Below are 22053 nucleotides of genomic sequence, written 5' to 3' on the forward strand. Positions count from 1 at the left end.
ACTGAAAAGTAAAACACCATCTTAATGTCAAATGAATCAACATTACAAAATTTGGAGCGATACATCGGGTTCGAACCGATGACCTCAACCTTGGCAAGGTTGCGCTCTACCAACTGAGCTAGTATCGCATTGTCATTCTTCTGCTCATCCCTTTGTCTAAACAAAAAGAAGAAGAGAATGGAGGCGCCTCCCGGAGTCGAACCGAGGTCCACGGATTTGCAATCCGCTGCATAGCCACTCTGCCAAGGCGCCTTCTTACATCAACACTTTAGGGAGTTAAATAAGCTACCCCTGTGTTCGGGTGCTTACTTTACGGATTGAGGGAAGATAGTCAAACAAAAAAGTGAATTTAAATTCCGTTTGCTGACATTTAAATCAAATTGCTGCATGTTCGATCTCTTGAGTCAAAAAACACACAGCAAAAGGGATTTAATTGGAGTGGTCGAACGCTACCACTTTTTCATAAAACGGCCAACAAGGCTTGGGTGGTAAGCCCAACAATGGTCAAACATGGTCATAAGTTGTGGGTTGCCGTACTTAGATAGGCTTACCGCGTGGAAACGGTTTTTGTGCTCTTTCAATTTTTCGACTTGAGCAATCATTTCGTCAGATTGTTTTGGTGCAATAAAATCAGAAAGCACAATCAAATCTGCGTTCTTGTATTTATCTCCGGTCATCAAATCAATTGACTTCATCAAAACAGGTTCTAGATCAGTACCACCGTGGAATGAGTAGCTTAAGAAGTCACTCGCTTCACGTAAACCATCTTGTTTTGTTAACTCATAGGTAATCTGCTCAGAAGAAAACAGAATCACGTAACAGTCTCGCTCTTCCGCGAGAGCGATTTGCATCAGGGCATAAGCCATTGCTTTGGCAGATTGCTCTGGAAATCCACTCATTGAACCTGAAGCATCCACACAAACGATGAACGGTCCTTTTTCAATATCGATATTCTTACTATCTGGCTTTTGCGCTTTCACTTTGCGTAAAGTACGAGATTTACCTTGAGATCGATAACTCAGTAAGCGCTTGTCCGCCAGATGTTTATAAAAGATAACTTCGAGCTCAGGATAAGCTAAGAACATAGTTTCGTTTGGTAGCATCTTGTTCAAGTCATCACTCTCGTGAATCCCGACAATATCATCTACCGCTTCATCGCTTTTCTCTTCAACCATCTGTAGCTCTTCTACAGGGGCTTTGTGTAGCGAAGGATCGTCTTCCTCACCCGCCATACGGCCGAGTTTTTCAGCTATTTCTTGCAGGCCTTTATGTTTATTTAAGAACTCTGCATGACGCTTCATTACGGTTAGGTCAGTTTTACTCAACTTAGCTGAAGCCATATCCCACAAGCGCCCTACGCTGCCTTCATCACCTGACTCAGTCACTTTGTCCATGTTCTTCATGGTTTCCATGCGCTGATAAAGATCCGCTAAGACTTTTTCTTTGCTTGTTTCAAGTTCGGTTACTTGAGCTTGCTTAATGGCTTCAGATAACGACTGATACCATTGATCACAAAAGTAATGTGGAAACATAGCGTTATAAACGCCTTTGTTGTTTTCCATTAAACGTCGTGCTTGTAGATAGAACGCAGAGTGCCACTCCAACTTTTTGATGACTCCGTCTATGTCATCAAAAAACTGGCCTTCATTCCAATAAATCACTTCTTGATAAAGTGCTATTTCCTCTTGGAAGCGGTCGGTCTCACACACTTTGGTCACGCGTTTTTTCACTTTTCCGCGCCATTTAACTAAATGGTTTTTTACCGATGTTTTGACGCCTTTGTTCTCAGCAGCCATCATAACTTGAGAACGAGCGATGAGATCATTCATCGCCGTATCAATGATGCCCGAATCAGCAACCATCAAAGCAAGGTTTAAGCCATCTGCTCCTAACATACTTGTCTCCCCTTACTCGAAGTACTGACTCATGAACTTGATGCGTTGAGCGATCTTACTGCTCTTCACTTTTGTCGTTTCAAGGTCTTGAGTTACTGCTTGTAAGCTTGATTCCATCGCTTTTGGTAGCTCTGGATCAATGTAGTTATGAGGTAATGCGTCGTGGAACTCGGTGCGGACTCTCTTTAACTTGAACTCAGCTTCAGTCAACTGTTCTAGTGCTCTCTCAGCGCCACTTAACCATTTGTTATACAATTCTTGATCTAACCCATCAGTCGTTACAACGCTAACCAACACAGAGCGGTTCGCAATATCTTTGATAACGAGCTGATTAGAGGCATCAAGATCCAACTTTAGACGACATAGATTTTTGTTTTCGTTGACGTAGCCGTAAATATCACCGTGCCCTTCTTTAAGAACACGGTCAAAATCATCTTTCGCCACGTATACCCAGCGGCTGTCACCTTTCTCTGATTCAGATACCGACATGTTGCTTTGCAGTAAGACCAGTTTCACTAAATTGTAAGCACTACCTACGCTGTACATCTTCGCGTTCTTAATATCATGTTGATACACGTCTTTACGTAACAAGCCACTGGTTGATTCCATCGATAACGAAACCGACAACGTCGATTCAACATCATCTTGAATTTCTTCTAGCTCTTCACGAGACATTTCGATTTGAGCTTTCGACTCTTGTTGGTCAAATGCTCGGTTAAGTGCGAAATCTTTTACAACACTACGAACCACATCACGCGACTCTGGGCTATGCCATAAGCAATCTTGCAGGAGCATGATATCTAATGGATTCACGCTATCTCTGCCACTGAAGAACGCACTCGCTTTCAACAGTTTGACGGCTTTCTTCCAGCGTCTGTCTGACACATACAGATCTGATTCTGAAGAGGAGCCTTGTTTCTTAACTGTCTCCTCAAGCATGGTTTTTAGTTCAAACAGCTTGTTGAAGGAATTATCTGTCAATTCCAACTTATCGAGTTCTTTCTGCCATTGGTGGTATTCAATGTCGGTAATCGCTAAACCTTTTGGAATCACGGCTTCTTGAGATGTACCAGTCGTCAGCATTGATTTGAAATTTTGCTTGTTTTGAATACGGTTTACAAACACACGGACTAGCATCCGGTCATACAGCGCTTCTAAGCCACTATCTTCATCTGGAAGTTCGTTGGATGCCGAGACTAATAAACGCATCGGCACACGTTCAATGTCACTGCCGTTTTTGAATGTTTTCTCATTAACTACTGTAAGTAACGTATTTAGGATGGCAGGACCAGCTTTCCAGATCTCATCAAGAAATACGACTTGCGCGGTTGGCAAGTAACCCTCAGTTAGTCTTACGTAACGTCCGTTGTCTTTTAATTCTTGGATACTTAGCGGGCCAAACACTTCCTCTGGAGTAGAGAAACGCGTCATCAGATATTCGAAGTAGCTGCTGTTGTCAAAAGCCTGTATGAGACGCTTAGCGATAAGGCTTTTTGCGATACCCGGAGGACCGAGTAAAAACACACTTTCACCCGCTAAAGCAGCCAGTAAACAAAGCTTAATCGTGTCTTCTCTTTCATAGACACCGTCAGACAGAGCTTGCGCTAATTTATTGATTCTTTCAGAGAGTAGCGCCTTGTCAGCATGTGAAGAAATAGAAGGGTTCATGCGTTACTCCGAAAATCTTTGAACAATTGAGAGTGTAGATATGTTTTTATACATTTGTTAGCACTTTGTTACAAGTGTATTTTATTATTGAGTTGCATTTATATCAGATGGTTACGGTCGTAATTTTGGCGCAATCATAGATTCCAAATATGAGAGTAACCTCACGAACGGTGTGAAACTAAATCGGTAACTGAGCCTAAATTTTCTTTTATTTTCGACACCATAGACGTTAAGGTGGTGCACGTCTTCAGTAACGCGATAAATTGACAAGGAATGTGGCAAGACTGCATGAGTAAAGTTATCCATCAATGGAAAAGTATTTCTCTCGTAGAAGAGAACGTGACGCTCCCTACGAACGTCGTGGTAAAGCATACAACAATACACCACCCTGGCGCGGCTGTTATTCTACCTATTACGTCGTCTGGAAAGATTATCCTCATTAACCAGTTTCGTCCTTCACTCAAAAAATGGCTATTAGAACTACCAGCTGGAACGATGGAAGTTAATGAGACACCACTTGAATGTGCACAACGAGAGCTCGAAGAAGAAACAGGCTACAGTGCCAAATCATTCCAAAGCTTAGGGCAAGTTACCCCACTTGCAGGGTTCTGTGATGAGATACAACACCTATTCGTCGCAAAAGACCTCAATCATACGACTCGCTTTGAGTGTGATGAAGATGAAGTAATAGAGGTCATCGAACTTAGCTTAAAAGAACTGCACGATAAAATTCGCTGCGATCAAATTACCGATACCAAAACCATCGCTTGTTTGAGCAAAGCACAACTATGTGGCTATTTATAAAACTCTAGGAGAGAAACATGGACTTTCGTTCTGATACCGTAACCAAACCTTCACAAGCTATGCGTGATGCAATGGCAAACGCAGATGTAGGTGACGATGTCTACGGAGATGACCCTACCGTAAATGAACTAGAGCAATGGGCCGCAACTGAAACAGGCTTTGAAGCTGCAATGTTCACTTCTTCGGGTACTCAAGCCAACCTTCTCGGTTTAATGGCGCACTGTGAGCGTGGTGACGAGTATCTGTGTGGCCAACAAGCTCACAACTACAAATACGAAGCTGGCGGCGCTGCAGTATTAGGCTCTATTCAACCTCAACCAATAGAGAACAACCCGGACGGCACATTAGATTTTAAAAAGCTTGCTTCTGCGATTAAGCCAGACGACAGTCATTTTGCGCGCACTAAACTTCTGAGCCTAGAAAATACGATCAATGGTAAAGTGCTGCCAATGTCATATTTAGCTAACGCTCGTGAGTTCGTAAACCAATATGGTTTACAAATGCACTTGGATGGCGCTCGTGTATACAACGCGGCAGCCGCTTTAAATGTCCACGTGAAAGAAATCGCACAGCACTTCGACTCGATGACGATTTGTTTATCAAAAGGTTTAGGCGCTCCGATCGGCTCACTGCTATTGGGCAACAAAGAGTACATCGCTAAAGCACGTCGTCTGCGTAAGATGGTTGGTGGGGGTATGCGTCAAGCCGGTATTCTTGCCGCTGCAGGCAAAATGGCACTAACAGAAAATGTTGCTCAACTAAAAGTCGATCACGAGAACGCAAAAAATCTAGCGATTGGTCTAAGCAAGCTAGAAGGCTTCTCTGTCAATCCTGACTTCATTCAAACCAACATCGTGTTTGCTAAATTAGATGAGTCTGTTGATATTAACCGCATCGCAAGTGAGCTGAGTGAACAAGGCATTACAATGTCGCCAGGCAACCCTGTTCGCTTTGTCACCCATAGAGATATTAGCGCAGAAGATATCGTGACTTTCTTACAAAAATTGGAAAATGTACTTTAACTTTAGGTTAATTTGTCATCGATAAACTATTAATGATGAAGCTTCTCTTCAAAGGGGAGCCTTTTTTCGTCTTAAAAAGAGTCATCAACCGTTCATATAAGGAAAATAACACCTTTACACCAGCCTCAATGTCTTAAAAAACACCACATTAACGCCAACAAAACTAAATCTCGTTTTGTCCTATATAAATATCTTCAATAAATCATCCAAACATAGCAGGGTGACCTTTCCTCCCAAATTCAAGCGATATCCCGTGCGTTAAATAGAGTTAGGCTGGTGATGAAAAAAACCAAAATATGCACTCAGAACAACTTCGCTATATTTAATTGTCATTCGTACGGTAATTAGTGGTTAACATATTGCATTTATAAGATGTATTTTAAGGTGTTAATTTAAATAGAAAATAATTTTCAATTTCTAATAATTCATCATCCTTCATTGCTATTTCACTTCGCTCCATTGGATTTATCTACAAACATTTTAGACGTTGTATTTATTTTTTAGGACCATCACGTTAATAGAGTTATTTAGGTAAAGTCACCATAATCTAAGACTTTAAACAAACGCGTAGACCATAGTTTAAATTTTATCAATTCAATAAAAATTCTCAATCAAACTGGTACTTAGGTAAATTCTATGTATCTAATTGAATATGAAATTGTTATCTAAATTTTTGTATCACTCTTCCAACTCAAAATCATACGAAATCTCATACTTCTGAATAATAATCAACTTTTTTTACTACTTCGCCATTTTTTGTAGCTCTTATAGTTTTGTTAACCAAGCAACACGTTACATTCGATTAGGGAGAGGTGAGCTTATGTACAAAGTATGTTGGTTTCTTCATAGCCTCACTCTCTCCACGTTAATTTTGGGGTTGTCACTTTCATTTAATGTCAGCGCCAATACTTTAACGTTAGGAATTAACGGCAAGATCAAAGATCGATGCGAAATAAATTTTTTCTCTGGCAACGTTATGAAATTTACCGAACATCTCGATGTTCAATCGTTACCTTTTAATGTGTATTGTAACCGCCCATTGGGTATAACGATTAACTCCAAATACGGTGGCCTAAAATATCAACAACAAGGCGTTGATATTATTGAAACTTATAATTTGTCATTACAAATAGATGAGCTTCGTCTTAACGAAAGTCGACACAGCAGTCAACTCTTATCACCTGTAATGATAGACAGTTCTGGTGTAATTCCTTTCTCTCAACAAGGGAGCCTTAGGGTTGCACTTGAAAATAGCTTGCACTTCGCAGGTTATTATAAAGACGTGATTGAAATCGAAGTTTATCCCTCGATTCATAGCGTGACAAAGTAAGACCTCTGCAATGTATCTGCAGAATAACAAATGCTCAGCAGTATTTGAGCCAATCATTTAAGATAAAGGAATTTCTAATGAAAAAGCTAACAATCTACGCAGCAACAGCCACTGCTATTTTTGGTGCTCAAGTTCAAGCCGCTCCTGGTGACGTCCAGTTAGTTGGTTTTGTTTCACCTGTATGTGAAGTTACCGGCCTTTCAACACAACTCATGGACTTTGGTAACGTGTCTCAAATTCAAAACATTTCTGTTGGCGGTCTGAACATGAAGTGTAATGACGTCGATGGTGCAACTGTGACACTAACAAGTGCTGAAGGTGGTCTAGAGTCAGACGATAGCGAAGACTACGCTCTTACCTACGATGCAACATTTAGCCCTTCGGGCCTAGCTCCTTTCACACTTAATGCTCCTGGGGGCCCAGGTCAAAATGATGTTTCAGTGAGTAACTCTTATGGTGGTTCTGGTGCATTAGCTACTGGTGTTGCCGCGACCATTGATATTGTTACGACAGAAACCTCGCCATGGGCAGGTGGCTACTCAGATACATTAACCGTAAATATTACCTCAAATTAGAGGTCAGTAAGTCGGAGGCCACTAGTTGGCCTCCGACTTAATCTGAATCTTAAACCTTACCGACATAAGTTTAGTTTGGAGCTCCTCGATATGTATAAATGGATCATGCAGAAATGGATTGTTCTTCTTTTATTGTCATTTACGTGTTTATCTGCCCATGCGTTCAAGGTAGAGCCGATGTCTATGGAAATGACACCGCTTGGTAAAAGGGCTCAAATGACAATGAGAGTGGATAATTCATCTACCGAACCACTAACAGTGGAATTGTCTCCAGTATTTATGACGATGAACGAATACGGGAAAGAAACTACGACGCCTGCAGATGACGAGCTATTAGTAATTCCGGTGACCGCGATTATTGAGCCTGGACGATCGCAATCAATTATGGTGCGATATTTAGGTGATCCTTCCATCACAGAATCAAAAGCGTATCGTATCGCTGTTAAACAGGTGAAGGTAGAGAGAGCGAGTAGCAACCAAGGACAAGTAAGTCTCTTGCTTCAGTTTAATACGCTGATCAACGTACGACCACAAAACACGACTTCTCAGTTAGAGATAAAAAGTATCGAGCAAAATGACAAGAACAACAAATGGGTTCTAGAAGTGCTTAACAGTGGTAATAGTTATGGTCGATTAACGAATACAACATGGAAAGTATCAGACGGTACACACTCAACGTATTTGAAAGGCGTAGAAATCGCCAAGCGCATTCCAGGAACTTTAGTGCTTCCGTATTCCACGCGTTTTTTTGAAATGATGCCACTTAAAAATTATGACTTTAAGACCCTATCGATTGAAATAGAACAGGATCAGTAGTGATGAGACGTTGTATTTTCGGAGGGCTCGTTTATTGCTTTTTATGTGCACAGACGTTTGGCATAACACTATTTCCAACCGTCATTGAGCTCAACACTGATCATAGAGCAACATCACAGCTGGTTGTGACTAATAATTCGACACAGACTCTCCCTCTTGAAGCCAACGTTCGCCGTTTGAATTTTTTATCCGATGGCACATTTGAAACATCGGAACTGTCGAATGAAGAAATGTTTGTGTTTCCTCCGGCTGCAATGCTAGCACCTGGGGAGCGTCAAGTATTCCGTATACAATGGTTGGGCAATAGATTACTCAAAACGTCTCAGAGTTACTTCATTCGCTTTAGTACCGCGAATATTAGCCAGAACAACGCCAAATTTGATATGCCGACAGGTTTAGCTACGGGTATCAACTTACAAGTTCATTACAATGCGCTATTGCATATTCACTCTTCTTCGCTTGAGCCAGACGTGAAATTGCACATAGGTGAAAAAGGGCAACTCACATTGACCAATACAGGGACGCGGTTTACCTACACATCGTTACTTAATTTTACAGGGCTTGAATCTCAAAACCAAAAAGTACACGAAGCTTTAGGTGAACAATTTGTCCCACCGCGCTCAACTATAACTTTGCCTTCTTCTTTAAATCACTTACCAGTGGGCACTTACCATGGGTATGAAAACTAGAACCTATCACAAGACATGGCATTTTTTGTATATCTTGGTATTGATACTTTTTTATTTTGCCGCCTTCATTCCTAACGTTTGGAGTCAAAAAATGGTATTGAATCCGACAGGGCGAGACATTCAACTCACCTCGTTACTAAGAATAAGTGACACTATATTGGGTGAAGCGGATATTATCATTACCGCTAACAATGAGATATTGCTGCCTAAAGAAAGCACTCTCACTCTCCTTTCTTCAGTGGTGACTCAAGAAGGTATCAATAAACTGAGTAACACGACAGATAACGAGATGTTGTCTCAACATCAATTTGAACTCGTAGGGTTAGGTCTTAGTTTCGACTTTTCGTCATTAGAATGTATCGTGACGGTACCGCCTGAATTTAGCTTAACACAGCAACTGTCGATGAATGGCGCGAATGATTTTTATAATTATGCAGAGCCAAGTATGTTCAGTGGGTACATTAACTTGGCCCTCTCCGCGAACGAGAGTCAATATATCGATCAAAACTCCTCAAGACAGGATCTTTATCGTAGCCAATTCGACTCCGCTCTTAACATTGGCTTTCTAAATTTTGAGTATGAATCCTATTTAGAAAACGGCTCATCGCAAGAATCGAGATACATAAGAGAAGGCTCTCGCCTAAACATTGATTTTGCCGAACAAGGTACACGACTGGTACTAGGCGATATGTACAACAGCGGTCAATCTTTTCAAGATAGCACCGACATTCTTGGTATTGGCTTAACTCGAGATTTCACCCTTATTCCAACTAGAAACGCGCGTCCAAGAGCTAATCAATCATTCACACTACAAAGAGCATCTAATGTCGATGTCTATATTGATGGGATCGCAGTTCAACGGTTAACCCTAGGGGCCGGTAGCTATAACCTTAGTGATATCCCTCTTGCGCAAGGTAGTAATGATATTGTGCTGGTCATCACCGATCGTTCGGGTAATGAAGAACGCATCGAGTTTTCGATTGCGACAGGTAACGACTTGCTCAATAGCGGCGAGTTCGAATATAGCATTATGTATGGAGCACCATCTGAATTACAGAATGGGCAAATCGAGTATCTAACCGACGAACGCATTTTGCATGGTTATATCGATGTGGGTATTAACCCTTGGTTAACTTTAGGCACTAATTTCCAATCCCGTGAAGATCTATACCAATATGGTGCCACCGCTTTAGTTGCTTCTACATGGGGTGTCACTGAATTCAATGCTTCACGTAGCGAACACCCTACATTTGGAACTGGCGATGCTTATAAATTTGCTTTCGATGCAGAGTTTTCCAGTGCAAATACGCTGACCCCACAACTAAGTGTAAGTTACGAATATCTAACCAATAACTTTACGGGTGTGACAGGATTTGATGCTTCCAATGTCGATATAAACTTAACCACCCATTTTGCCTCAGCATTCGGCTCCATTTATCTAGGCCAGTCTTTACGCGCGGCTATGACCCTCAACTACCGAACAGGAGTCGATGAAGAGAACGATTATTGGTTGATCAGTCCGAGCCTATCAGCAGGGCTATTTGATACTCCCGCTACATGGAGTGCACGCTTGAGCTATCAACATAACGCAACCGAAGACGATGACATTAGTACCACAGTCACAATAAGTTGGCCTCTTAGCCGACAAACTCGCGTAGTCGGTCGTTACACAACAGAGCTCAACGAAGCAGCATTAGATTACAGTTATCAAAATAATATTGGTAACACCGGCGGTATATCAGGCTTTGCAAGTATTGTAACTAACGAAGAAACAGATGCAGATATGGATGCCGGTATTAACTATACGGCCAACCGTTATGAATTGAATGCGACTCACGCTTCACGGCTTGAAGATATTAGTGGTGAAACACGAAACCATAGTACAGACGTGACGATCAGCAGCGCACTTGCTTTTGCAGGTTCATCTGTGACGATCGGCAGACCAGTTCGTGAAGCATTTGCGATTGTTAGCAAACATAAAAGCCTTAAAGAGAATGATCTGGCTATCGACCCGACAAAAGATGCTGAGTACGCACGTGTCTATCTTAGAGGAGATGGCAATGCTATGGTCCCTGATCTTGTTGCTTATAATGGCCAAGTGATCGGTTACGAAGTCGATAACTTACCGCCTGGGTATGACTTAGGTGATGGTGCGTTCTGGGTTAAGCCTGGTTATAAACAGGGCTACCAACTACAGATAGGCTCCGATGCTGTCTTAACCGTTATTGGCAAGCTATTCGATCGTCAAAGTAACAACCCTATTTCACTTGTCGCAGGCGTAGCACATTACCTTGGTGAAGCAAAACAATTACCGATTGATTTCTTTACTAATCGTAACGGAATTTTTGCAATCTCTGGATTAAAGCCAGGTAAATATCAATTGGTACTCGACACCAAAGGACAGGAATCAGTCATCATCACCCTCAGTGAACGCAGTGACAACTTGATAAGACTAGGAGATGTGTATGTGGAATAAACAACTTCTTTGTGGAGCATTAAGCCTCATCGCCATAAGCCATGTTTCTTCTGCATTTGCGTGTGAAGCTAGTGCATTGGCTATTCAACCCGTCTCCTCACAATCACAGTATGACGTTTTCAGCGCAGGGAATTTTGCGACAATAAATACTTACCGTATAGATGCAAACATAATCGGCGAACCCTGTGAGTTGAGCCTGATTTTACAACTTAGCGATACAAGTCGGTCGTTAAAAGGGTCAAACCAAGACAGGCTCAACTTTGAATGGAGTGGGTTCGTTGGCATGCCTGTGGCTAATCAGTGGCATCTGTCATTAACCGACAGTCAACAATCCGCAACGATACAAATGCGCTTTCCAAGCAAACAATGGTTAGAGTCAGGAACCTATCGAGGACTTTTAGAGGTCTCGCCTTCTTATACTTCAGACAACAAACAAATAGAAATCAGCCCAAGCTCACTGCCTGTTTCAGTTAACGTCCCACCCGCTGCAAAAATTCACTTTTATGGGCTAACCCAACAACACTATGACCTTGATCTCGGTACATTATATTCAAATAAAGTGATTCGTTCTGCACCTAACTTGTGGGTTCAAAGTAATACAGGCTATACCATTGTTTTGGAATCAGCTTATCAAGGAAAGTTACGCCATGAATCAAATGACACTAAATGGGACATCCCATATCAACTCTCCCTAGATAATGACAGAGTAAACCTTGATCAGTTGGATGCACGAATCCAACGTCTTGCTTCGACAATTGGTCAGCCTATTCCTTTGAGTTTTGTCATTGGAGAAACAGAGAATAAACCAGGAGGGCAATATGACGACACATTACAAATTTCTATTGAACCTCGCCTTTCACAACAACCGTAAATATGTAATTATATAAAAAATGAGACATTGCACCCAATTATATAAAATCCAACATCATAAAATTAAAAATCAATTGTTAGTTGCGGAGTAAGTTATGTATGACCATAAGAATAATTTAAAACACATACTCCTAATTGGTGACAACGGTATTAACAACCAGTTTATCCAACGAGAAATAGAAAAATACAGTGATTTCTCCTTTAATAGGGAATGTATTTTAGATATTGAACGTTCACTTAATCATAAAGAATTTGATGTCGTTATCATTAGCTATTTATTGTTGACCGATATAAAAGATATCAACGTCACTCTATCAAACCTAGAGTCCAGTAAGTGGGTGGTCTATGACGTTCCTGAAGATATCACAGGACAAAGCATTACCGTAATGCAATTATTCAATTTATTTAATTTAAAAGGGGTAATCTATCAAGATGCGCCTATCGATCACCTTACACGTTGTTTGAAAACAGTATGTGACGATGATTTATGGTTACCGAGAAAGCTGATGTCACATATTTTGTCCAATGCACGCTCGTATACTGTCAAGTCGGAGGTAATACTGTCCAGCCTAACAAAAAGAGAAATTCAAATATTTAAACGAGTCATTAGAGGTGATTCAAATTTAGAAATATCAAGCGACCTGTTTATTTCAGAAAGCACGGTAAAAACACATGTATACAACATATATAAGAAAATCAATGTTACTAATCGAAAAGAAGCAATAAAAAAAGCAAATTTTATCAATAGTTTAGAATCTATTATACAACCAGATGTAAAATTCAAGGCATGACTATAGATATAAAAATCAATTGAAGCCTTAATCTTCCAATTCATCAGACGCTTCACTATTTTACCTTAAACAAGCATTCCTCAGAAAGTTTGCTAGAAAGGAATAAAAACCGCTAACTCACAAATTCATACGTTGACGTAATGAAGGTTCGACTAAGTCAAAGTTGGACAAAATTTAAAGATGTTGCTGTTACTTAAGCGTCACAACAGACATGAATTCATCTTTACCTCACCTCCCTACTAAGAATTAATTCTAGAGTCGATTGTAACGATTTTTTGAAACCAAACATCTAAAAACAACTAAATCCTCTCTAAATATGTGTAATCCCACCGACCCTACAAAAGTGACATTTAATAATAATTATTAAATATCAATAACTTAATTAAAAACCATAAAGTCATTTTTTGTCATTAGCCTTATTTTCCGGTTCCATGAATAATTCACCTCTCATTCATGAGTTCAAGCCAATACGTCGAACTCTCTAATGTGATGTCGATACCAGCAATCCAATCACCTCAGGTCGAATCGCATGTTTTTGAATTGATTTAATAGAACGGATTTCTAACCATACGACAAGGAAAGTTGAAGGTAAGCCTAATATTGAGATTGTTATGAACGCGACAAAAATGTCTTTAATTGCCCTGACAGCTATACTTACAGCCTCGGTAACAGCGACTGTACATGCGGTAGAGTGGGATCAACTCAGCGGCGAAATACTCTTCGCTACTCTCTACACACACTCAGATTCAAATCTCTACACCGAGGGCAACCCAAATTTAGGTAAAAAATCAAACCGCGGCGACTATGGTGACAAGGCCATTTTTACTCCTCTGGGAAATTTGAATTTTGATTTCGGTGCAGATCGAACTCACCGTTTATATGTGGGTACATCTCGTGATGATTTATCGGTCGGTACGCTGGCATTCGAGTTTGGTTACCAAAAACAATTAGACTCGGGCACAACCGTTGATGTGGCCTACTTGCCAACCGTAATTCCAGGCGAAGTATGGACTAACCCATATGAAATCGACGAAAGCCGCACGAAAACCGATGTTGATGGCGGTGCTGTACGCATGAAATTAAGTAACCTTTCACAAACGAATATTTCGCTAGATATGGCATACGCCTACGCAGACGTAGAGGAAGACAATGTCCCTAGTCAGCTTCTAGAGCGAGATAGCCAGGCGTACTTCATTAAAGCTCAGTACCTTTCGATGTTAAGCCGTCAATCGGGCATCAATTACGGTTTAAGCTACACGTTCCATGATGCTTATGGCAAAGCAAATCAACACAACAGATATGGTATTGAAGCATCGTACTTCTTTGTATCTTCATCGTATGCTGTAGCTATCACAGGTAACTACGCTCACAGCGATTACCGTGCAGATAATCCAATATTCGATCAAAGCAGAACCGACAATAGTTATAGATTATTCATCGCTTATGAGTACAAAGATCTTGGAAGTTGGGAAAATTGGAGCATCGCGACGTTTACCGGAACTCGAAAGAACCACTCAAACATAGACTTCTTTACACATCGAGAATGGTTAGTGTCAGCTTCTTTAAACTACGCCTTCTGATCGGTTTCACAAGTTGGTTCACTTATCAGTTAGTATCACGATCGCCTTAGCGAAATACTGACTGGTACTAAAACCTATAAATTTGATGACGATATGACGACTAAAGTGCCATAATTAAATAAGTTTCTATTCCGCAATTTGCCCACTTATTATTAATTTATGACCAAACTCACTTTAGAGCCACCTGTGTACCTTATTGGTGAATACTTGTACTCATCAACCTCAGGAGTTTTATCCAAAAACCAAGTTCTGACTCAATTAAGAGCAAAAGAATCGGCTTTGTTGAATGCGTTGATCAAACGAGTTCCTGATGTACTATCTAGAGAAAACATAGTTAAGGAACTTTACGAAAACACGTATGCCACAGACGTAACGATCAACCAATTGGTCAAACGATTAAGAACTGCTCTGGGTGATGATAAACGTTCATTGATTCGTACGATCCCCAAGACAGGGTATTTGTTGGCTATCGAACCGAAATTAGTCAAAAACAACACTGAGACTTGCTCAGTGGAAGCAGCATTCATAGCTCCCGTTGCCAACCACTTACCATTGGAAGTTCAAGCAGAAGAATCCAAGCCTTTAGAGTCGCATAAAATCGTACAGCAAGACGAAATCCGTTTACAACGTTTTGGAGCCCTTGTCGTGATTGGTTGTTTACTAGCGATTGCGATTGGCTACCGGTTAGCTTCTTTGCTTACCCCACCAATACGATATCTAGAACGAGTTTCTATAATCGAAGCAGAAAACCAGCACATCGATACCCTATCCCAAACGCCTACAATAGTAATAGATGAAAACCGCCAGGTTGAGGCTATATATTTAAAAGACGATGAAGTAACCGTTCATTGCACTTATCAAGAGCAAGTTACCTTATGCGATTAAAATCCAAACATCATAAAGTTCTCGTAATCTGGACCGTTTGTGTGGTCGTTGGTTTTCTCTTATTCCAACTCAGCTACACACCAACGAAACCATTTACTGGCTTTTGGAGCGGACACTCGGTCGTTAATTATGGCGAACGCTCTCTGCTTATCAACACACAACTGATCATCGATAGCCCTGAATCAGAAAGTGCTCGCTTAATTACCACATTCGAACCCAAATCCGATGTTACTACGCCTTTTCAAACCAGCGTTACCAGCAACATACAAGTGCAAAGACGAGTCGACTCAAAAGTCACCTTCTCATTAACTGAACTGAATTACACCAATAAGGAAGCGCTTGAAATTTACTTAAACCGTGAGTTACCGCAGACGGGCAGCTTAGTTTCAGGTGAGTCATGGGCGGTCGATGACGATGAAATATTCATGTATTTAACCCTCGCATTCGGCGAGAAGATGGGCGTAATTCTCAAGCGTCATCAATAGTTGTTGGAAAAATGAAGACTTACCCATGCATATCAACCCGAGTGAAGCTAGCATCGACTGAAATCATTGTGAGGTGGCGATAAGTTCATATCTTTATCATCACTATATAGATATGGCTTTACACGCCCTATCGAACCCTTACAATGTGCAGCAAATATATTTATCAAGGTTTATCTCTATGTCTATTCAATGGTTTCCGGGTCACATGCATAAAGCCCGCAAAGAAATCGAAGAAGTTATCCCACAGGTTGATGTGATCATCGAAGTATTGGACGCTCGTATTCCGTTCAGTAGCGAAAACCCAATGATCTCTTCACTGCGCGGCGATAAGCCTTGTGTCAAAGTCTTAAACAAACGCGACCTTGCCGATCCGGAACTCACTCAACTTTGGATTGAGCACTTTGAGAAAGAACAAGGCGTTAAAGCGATTGCAATTACCACTAGCGTAAAAGAAGAAGTAAATCACGTAATGGAGCTAGTGCGTAAGCTAGCACCTCACCGTGAACAGATGGGCAAAAACATCCGAACTATGATTATGGGTATCCCAAATGTAGGTAAGTCGACCATCATCAACTGCTTAGCTGGGCGTACAATTGCGGTAACGGGTAACCAACCGGCAGTAACTCGTCGCCAACAACGTATCAACCTACAAAATGGCGTAATCCTTTCTGATACTCCTGGAATCCTTTGGCCTAAAGTGGAAAACCCACATAGTGGTTTTCGCCTAGCAGCAACTGGTGCAGTTAAAGATACAGCAATGGAATACGACGAAGTTGCTTTTTATACAGTTGAATACTTAGCGAAACAGTACCCTAACCTACTTAAAGAACGCTACCAAATTGAAGAGCTACCAGAGTCTGACATTGAATTAATGGAAGCGATTGGTCGCAAGCGTGGAGCACTTCGAGCTGGTGGTCATATCGATATTCATAAATGTTCTGAAATCTTACTTCACGAACTTCGTAGCGGCACTTTAGGTAAAGTAACGCTTGAGCTGCCAGAAATGATAACAAAAGAGCTGATCGAAGTTGAAGCTGCGGCTGCGCTAAAAGCAGAACAACAAATTAAGAAGAAAGAAGAACGTCGTAAGCGTTACTTAAAAAACAAACGCTAATCGCTGTTCTTCACTTTTACTCCTGCCTCTAAGCTATTCACGTTCTATTTCGGTAGAACGTGAATGTTTTCGCTCTACGTTTTTTGATCTAGCTAACATACTGACGAATCAATAGAAACTGCCGTTTACAATCTGAAACACTGTGACATACTACGCAAATTATTGTGTATCAATTTCGGCTAACTTCTTAATGCGCGCTTATTCTGGGTTCAAAAATCAGAGATTTAAAACCTATTTCGATAATGAAATTTATTTGCCGTACGTAAAATCCATCTACATTCCAATCACAATATTTTTTGCGTTTATGATCACCGATTTCATACACTTCGGTGCTGAATGTATCATCCCAGCTCTACTAAGAGCCATAATCGTTATTGCCATGTGGTTTACTGCATCTTACTGCATTAAATACAAGCCCAGCTCGTTACAACAATTAGAAGCGGCTTTCTTAATAATCAGTGCTCTATTTCTAGTTTATGTTGGTCGTTTCGCTATTGAGCTTGGGGATTTTGATTACCAAGGTGGCATCATCATTGTGATGATCTATGTCGGAACCTTCTCAAGGTTGTCAGCGAGTTACAGTATAACCGCGCTCACCTTCATATTTTTAAGCTACATTATTGGTTTATCCCCTTATCTGTACGCGGCTGAACCTAACCATGAAATTGAAACGATTTCTGTTTACATATCCGCCTACATCCTTATAGCGGCGGCGTGCTTAAGACGAGATTTTGAAGTACATAAACGCTTTATTCAATCGGAACAACTGCGAAAACAAGCCATCCAACTGCGTAAACAATCTAGCCAATACGAAGCGCTTTCATATAGAGATGCGCTAACAGGTTGTTATAACCGTCTATATCTTCATCAAGTCATAGAACCCAGTATTAACCGTCAGTTATCCATTACATCAATCATGATCGATATAGACCATTTCAAGTCGATTAACGACACTTACGGACATCAAATGGGTGATATGGTTATCAAAGAATTGGCTAACGAGATTAAACAAAGACTACCGAGCAGCAGTAACTGTTTTAGGTATGGCGGTGAAGAGTTCTTGATCATGGTGCAAGGCGAAACCGAAGCCTCAATCAGATCATTAGTTGGTTCTCTTTTAGAGTCGCCCTCTGACCTTAGATTGGAAGTTACCATCTCAATTGGTGTGAAACATTCGCCTCAAGCTCTTGGGTCTGTTGAGCAACTCATCAACGACGCCGATCAAGCGCTATACATTTCGAAGAAAAACGGTAGAAACCAGATCACTTGGTGCGACTAAACGCACAATCATTAGAAACATCTACCCTAATCAAAAAAGCCCCGAACAATCTAATGCTCGGGGCTTTTATTTTTATTCTTAAGCTTTAAAGGAGCTTTGGTTGAACTTTATTATTTAGTAAGGAACAATTTCACAACGAGAAGCGACTAAGAATACACAGCACTCGCTGTCTTCTGCTCAAGTTCTACGGGAGATTCCCAAGAGATTACTTTCTCGGTCACTTGACTTCCACATGGTGCATTCCAAACCTGTTCCAGTTCTTCTTTTCCACCAATCGCTTGATAAAAAGCAATAGCTTGGTGATTTTCAGACATCACTTCTAGATAAAGTCCCGAATCCGAATAATATTGTTGCAACCACTTAGATAGTTCAGACAACAAGCGCTTGCCTACACCACGGCCACGATAGGCATTATCCACATGTAAAGCATCAATGAACGTACCACGCTCAAAGTTGTGATTGCCAAACGCACAGACAAAACCAACCAGTAAACCACCCTCTTCAAGCAATAATACATGTTGGTTAAAAGGAGGATTAATCAAACGAGTCTGCCAAATAACAGATCTGTCCTCCAAAACATCATTTTCCAAGTAATCATCAGCGAGAATCCCACGGTAATATAGCTTCCAGCTATCCGCATGTAATTGGGCAATCCGCTCATAATCTTTATATTCAGCTACCTTAATTTCCATTTATTAGCCCTTAGTACTTCCATTTCTGACTTGCTACTACATTTCATACTACCTTTATACAATATTTAAGCAAAACATACTAATACACGTTTACACTTTCAATATTGACTTACACGTGTACGCTGATATTCTAGCGTACAGATGTAAGCCCAATGGAAATTTGCTAATGAATAGTGCCGACAAATCATCAACAAAAAAGCCGCCATTAATCTGGCTCAATATTTTTGTATTCTCTTTTAGTATGCTGCTTGCTGTTGTCGCAGCTCCCATTTATGGCTACTTTTTTGGCTATGGTATGGAGCACTGGATATGGCTAGCGATCTGTTTTACTTTCTGCAATCTGTCAATCACTACAGGTTACCACCGCCTCTGGTCACATAAAGCGTTTGAAGCGCATTCAAGCCTCAGGTTTCTATTTGCCTTGGGTGGTGCATTTGCTCTCCAAAATAGCGCACTGCATTGGTCTTCTGATCACCGTGTGCACCACAAACATGTCGACAATAACGACAAAGACCCTTATTCAGCCAAGCGCGGTTTTTGGTACTCACACATCGGTTGGATGATTCGTAACTACAACACTGCGATGTACACCGATTACGAAAACTGTCGTGACCTTAAAAAAGATAAAATCGTGATGTGGCAACATAAGCACTACGTGTTACTTGCTCTTCTCATGAACTTTGGAGTCCCTATCGCATTAGGTGTGATTTACGGCGATGTGATTGGCATGTTGTTAATCGTGGGTGCGGTACGCTTAGTGCTTAACCATCACACAACCTTCTTTATTAACTCGCTTGCTCATATCTGGGGTAGCCAACCTTTCACAGATAAAAATACAGCACGTGATAACGGTGTGTTAGCGGTTCTTACTTTTGGCGAAGGCTACCATAACTTCCATCATATCTTTGAAAACGACTACCGTAACGGCATTTACTGGTGGCAATACGATCCCACTAAATGGTTGATTAAAAGCGCTTCATTGATGGGTCTAGCAAGTAAACTTAAGAAAACGCCTCAAGCTCGTATTGAAAAAGCGGAAGCATCAATGCTATTGAAACGCACGCAGCAAAAGATCATGCACCGTGCCGACAAGCAACAAATAGCAGACAAGCTTCAGGAAGAGTTCGATGCACTTGTATCAAATATGAATGAGTACTATGAAGTTAAAAAGCAGCTACTTGAAAGCAAACGTGAAGACGTCGTGAAAAAGTACGAGCATTCAGTACTAAAAGTTCGATACCAGCAGATCAAAATGAATTTTGAACAACAAAAGAGAAATTGGGCAATGACAGTGGATCAATATGCTTAGTAAAACAATGCGCTTAACACCCCAATAACAACGTTGTTTAGTTCTAACTCAAGAGCCCTCATATTACTATGAGGGCTTTTTAATTTACGCTTCTAATTAAATATATGGAATTTTTGTCTTTATTAAAATAACAAAGGTTAGTTCCAAATATCACACTTTCAATGTAACACCATGTCGATCATCAACTTTCAATGTGACGACTATCACTTACAGAACGATATTCATTCCATAACATTTGCATCCCACAATTCTTTCATGCAATTAGCGGATCCATTTTATGAAATTGTTAAAAACATCTATCGCTTTCGCCATTTCTTCAGCTCTTTTAATTGGTTGCAGCAGCGACACTGATTATGTTCAACCTGAAGAAGTCAAAATCGCAACTTACAACCTGTCTTTTGACCGAACAACCTTTGAAGCTCTTGTAACAGAAATGCAAATCGAACCAAGTGTTCAGGCAACGCTAGTATCCGATTATTTGGATAACACGATTGGTGCTGCAGACAAAGAGACAGCGGCCAAAGTGATTCAGATCCGTAATGTAGCAGCCGTGATTCAAAAGAATCGTCCTGACGTACTTATGATGGCTGAGTTTAACAATGACGGTACTGGCACCGACAAATCGGCGCTAGAAGGCTTCCAGAAAAACTACCTTTCTGTCGCTCAAAGTATTGAAGGTGCAGGCGGCGATGCTAACCTAGAGCCAATCTCATACCCATACTTTGAAAGCTACTCAACCAACACCGGCTTATTGAACGAATTTGGCTTTGATTTAGACAATGATGGTACTCCTGGGACACTACCCGGAGATGCCTGGGGTTTCGGTTTCTACCATGGTCAATACGCGTTTGCTTTGATGTCTAAATACGAAATCGACACGGCAAACACTCGTACATTTCAAGAATTTAAATGGAAAGATCTTGAAGGTTCAACCATCCCAACAATCACAGTGTGTGATGATCCTAGTAAGTTCCCTGTCGGTATGGGTTGTGGCGAAGAGTGGTACACAACTGCTGAGTGGGAAGAAGTTCGTCTATCATCAAAAAACCACGTTGATGCACCGATCCTAATTCCAACTAAAAACGGGACAGAAACCGTTCACTTGCTGATGTCTCACCCTACTCCTCCGGCTTTTGATGTGGGTAAGAACATTGAGCAAAACGCAGCAGAAGTCGACTTCTGGCACCAATACATTCAAAATAAATCGTTCATCTATGATGATTCTGGAAAAACGGGAGGCCTAGAACAAGGCAAGCACTTTGTCATGATGGGTGATCAAAACCTAGACCCAGTAGATGGAGACGGTATTAGTTCTGTAATGCAAGACTTGCACAACGATGCACTGGTTAATCAAGAAGTCACCAATGGTCATTTATACCCGACCAGTTATGGTGCAGCTGAACATGCCGTGGATAAATCGTCATCTCACCCACAACCAAACCGTATCACTTCAACATTTGGACTTGCGGTTGATTACGCTCTTCCATCAGCCACATTAAGTATTATTGAATCTGGTGTTTATTGGTCAGCTTCATATGAAGAAGGACGTCAGTTATTCAATGACTCACGAATTGGTGATTATGGTAACGGTAAAGATGTTTCATCTGACCACCGTATGATCTGGGTAAAAGTAGGCTTTTCAAAGTAGCTGCGTCCCCCCCCCTAAGCTAAAATCATTACTCGATTTTAACTAGCAACAAAAAAGCCCATAGGTCAGAGAACCTATGGGCAAATCAGAGAACATAAACTCTGAGATTTACCAATAAAGCGTTA

The 22053-nt window shown here is 41.0% G+C and carries 19 protein-coding genes and 2 tRNA genes; 16 read left to right on the forward strand and 5 right to left on the reverse strand.

The window, feature by feature from the left end:
• Positions 1-52 precede the first annotated feature (52 nt).
• From ACFI6G_RS08165 to ACFI6G_RS08180, 4 genes are all read right to left on the reverse strand, one after another.
• Positions 53-128 (reverse strand) — tRNA-Gly (locus ACFI6G_RS08165).
• 50 nt (positions 129-178) lie between these two features.
• Positions 179-252, reverse strand: a tRNA-Cys gene (locus ACFI6G_RS08170).
• A 197-nt stretch (positions 253-449) separates the two neighbouring features.
• Positions 450-1895: an ATPase RavA stimulator ViaA gene (gene viaA, locus ACFI6G_RS08175; protein ID WP_010429977.1), complete on the reverse strand. Its 1446-nt coding sequence runs from the start codon at positions 1893-1895 to the stop codon at positions 450-452.
• 12 nt (positions 1896-1907) lie between these two features.
• Positions 1908-3563: an ATPase RavA domain-containing protein gene (locus ACFI6G_RS08180; protein ID WP_010429979.1), complete on the reverse strand. Its 1656-nt coding sequence runs from the start codon at positions 3561-3563 to the stop codon at positions 1908-1910.
• Positions 3564-3851: 288 nt separating this feature from the next.
• On the opposite strand from ACFI6G_RS08180, the gene ACFI6G_RS08185 reads away from it, so the two are divergent.
• The 14 genes from ACFI6G_RS08185 to ACFI6G_RS08250 all read left to right on the forward strand — a co-directional run bounded on the left by ACFI6G_RS08185 (position 3852) and on the right by ACFI6G_RS08250 (position 18279).
• Positions 3852-4367, forward strand: coding sequence for an NUDIX hydrolase (locus ACFI6G_RS08185; protein WP_016768092.1), 516 nt, complete (start codon positions 3852-3854; stop codon positions 4365-4367).
• A 17-nt stretch (positions 4368-4384) separates the two neighbouring features.
• The gene (gene ltaE / locus ACFI6G_RS08190; protein WP_016768093.1) at positions 4385-5389 is read left to right on the forward strand and encodes a low-specificity L-threonine aldolase; all 1005 of its coding nucleotides are present in this window, start codon (positions 4385-4387) and stop codon (positions 5387-5389) included.
• A gap of 820 nt (positions 5390-6209) precedes the next feature.
• Entirely contained in the window at positions 6210-6719 is a 510-nt protein-coding gene (locus ACFI6G_RS08195; RefSeq protein ID WP_010429985.1) for a hypothetical protein, read from the forward strand.
• Positions 6720-6796: 77 nt separating this feature from the next.
• A complete protein-coding gene (locus ACFI6G_RS08200) occupies positions 6797-7294 on the forward strand; it encodes a hypothetical protein (RefSeq protein ID WP_010429987.1) in 498 nt (165 codons plus the stop codon).
• A gap of 90 nt (positions 7295-7384) precedes the next feature.
• Entirely contained in the window at positions 7385-8110 is a 726-nt protein-coding gene (locus ACFI6G_RS08205) for a fimbrial biogenesis chaperone (RefSeq protein ID WP_010429989.1), read from the forward strand.
• A 2-nt stretch (positions 8111-8112) separates the two neighbouring features.
• A complete protein-coding gene (locus tag ACFI6G_RS08210) occupies positions 8113-8799 on the forward strand; it encodes a fimbrial biogenesis chaperone (protein WP_010429992.1) in 687 nt (228 codons plus the stop codon).
• 91 nt (positions 8800-8890) lie between these two features.
• Positions 8891-11275, forward strand: a complete 2385-nt coding sequence (locus tag ACFI6G_RS08215; RefSeq protein ID WP_010429994.1) for a fimbria/pilus outer membrane usher protein — start codon at positions 8891-8893, stop codon at positions 11273-11275.
• Positions 11265-12146, forward strand: a complete 882-nt coding sequence (locus ACFI6G_RS08220; protein WP_010429997.1) for a hypothetical protein — start codon at positions 11265-11267, stop codon at positions 12144-12146. Before ACFI6G_RS08215 ends, ACFI6G_RS08220 begins: the two co-directional genes overlap by 11 nt.
• Before the next feature lie 94 nt (positions 12147-12240).
• Entirely contained in the window at positions 12241-12936 is a 696-nt protein-coding gene (locus tag ACFI6G_RS08225) for a helix-turn-helix transcriptional regulator (protein WP_010430000.1), read from the forward strand.
• Between the two features lie 611 nt (positions 12937-13547).
• Positions 13548-14516: a DUF2860 family protein gene (locus ACFI6G_RS08230; RefSeq protein ID WP_010430002.1), complete on the forward strand. Its 969-nt coding sequence runs from the start codon at positions 13548-13550 to the stop codon at positions 14514-14516.
• A 159-nt stretch (positions 14517-14675) separates the two neighbouring features.
• Positions 14676-15401, forward strand: a complete 726-nt coding sequence (locus tag ACFI6G_RS08235; RefSeq protein WP_016768095.1) for a winged helix-turn-helix domain-containing protein — start codon at positions 14676-14678, stop codon at positions 15399-15401.
• Positions 15392-15886, forward strand: a complete 495-nt coding sequence (locus tag ACFI6G_RS08240) for a hypothetical protein (protein WP_010430006.1) — start codon at positions 15392-15394, stop codon at positions 15884-15886. The genes ACFI6G_RS08235 and ACFI6G_RS08240 overlap by 10 nt, the downstream gene beginning before the upstream one ends.
• A gap of 178 nt (positions 15887-16064) precedes the next feature.
• Positions 16065-17000 (forward strand): ribosome biogenesis GTPase YlqF, encoded by a 936-nt coding sequence (gene ylqF / locus ACFI6G_RS08245; protein WP_010430008.1) that lies wholly within the window; start codon positions 16065-16067, stop codon positions 16998-17000.
• Positions 17001-17253: 253 nt separating this feature from the next.
• Complete coding sequence (locus tag ACFI6G_RS08250) at positions 17254-18279, forward strand: GGDEF domain-containing protein (protein WP_010430010.1); 1026 nt, start codon at positions 17254-17256, stop codon at positions 18277-18279.
• 146 nt (positions 18280-18425) lie between these two features.
• On the opposite strand, the gene ACFI6G_RS08255 is transcribed toward ACFI6G_RS08250, so the two are convergent.
• On the reverse strand, positions 18426-18971 hold the full coding sequence (locus ACFI6G_RS08255; RefSeq protein WP_010430012.1) for a GNAT family N-acetyltransferase: 546 nt from the start codon (positions 18969-18971) through the stop codon (positions 18426-18428).
• A gap of 166 nt (positions 18972-19137) precedes the next feature.
• Between ACFI6G_RS08255 and ACFI6G_RS08260 the strand changes: the two genes are divergently transcribed.
• The gene (locus ACFI6G_RS08260) at positions 19138-20280 is read left to right on the forward strand and encodes an acyl-CoA desaturase (RefSeq protein WP_462710232.1); all 1143 of its coding nucleotides are present in this window, start codon (positions 19138-19140) and stop codon (positions 20278-20280) included.
• A 277-nt stretch (positions 20281-20557) separates the two neighbouring features.
• Positions 20558-21928, forward strand: a complete 1371-nt coding sequence (locus ACFI6G_RS08265; protein ID WP_016793379.1) for an endonuclease/exonuclease/phosphatase family protein — start codon at positions 20558-20560, stop codon at positions 21926-21928.
• The last annotated feature ends 125 nt before the right edge of the window (positions 21929-22053 follow it).

The sequence above is a fragment of the Vibrio sp. PSi01 genome (genome assembly GCF_054960695.1).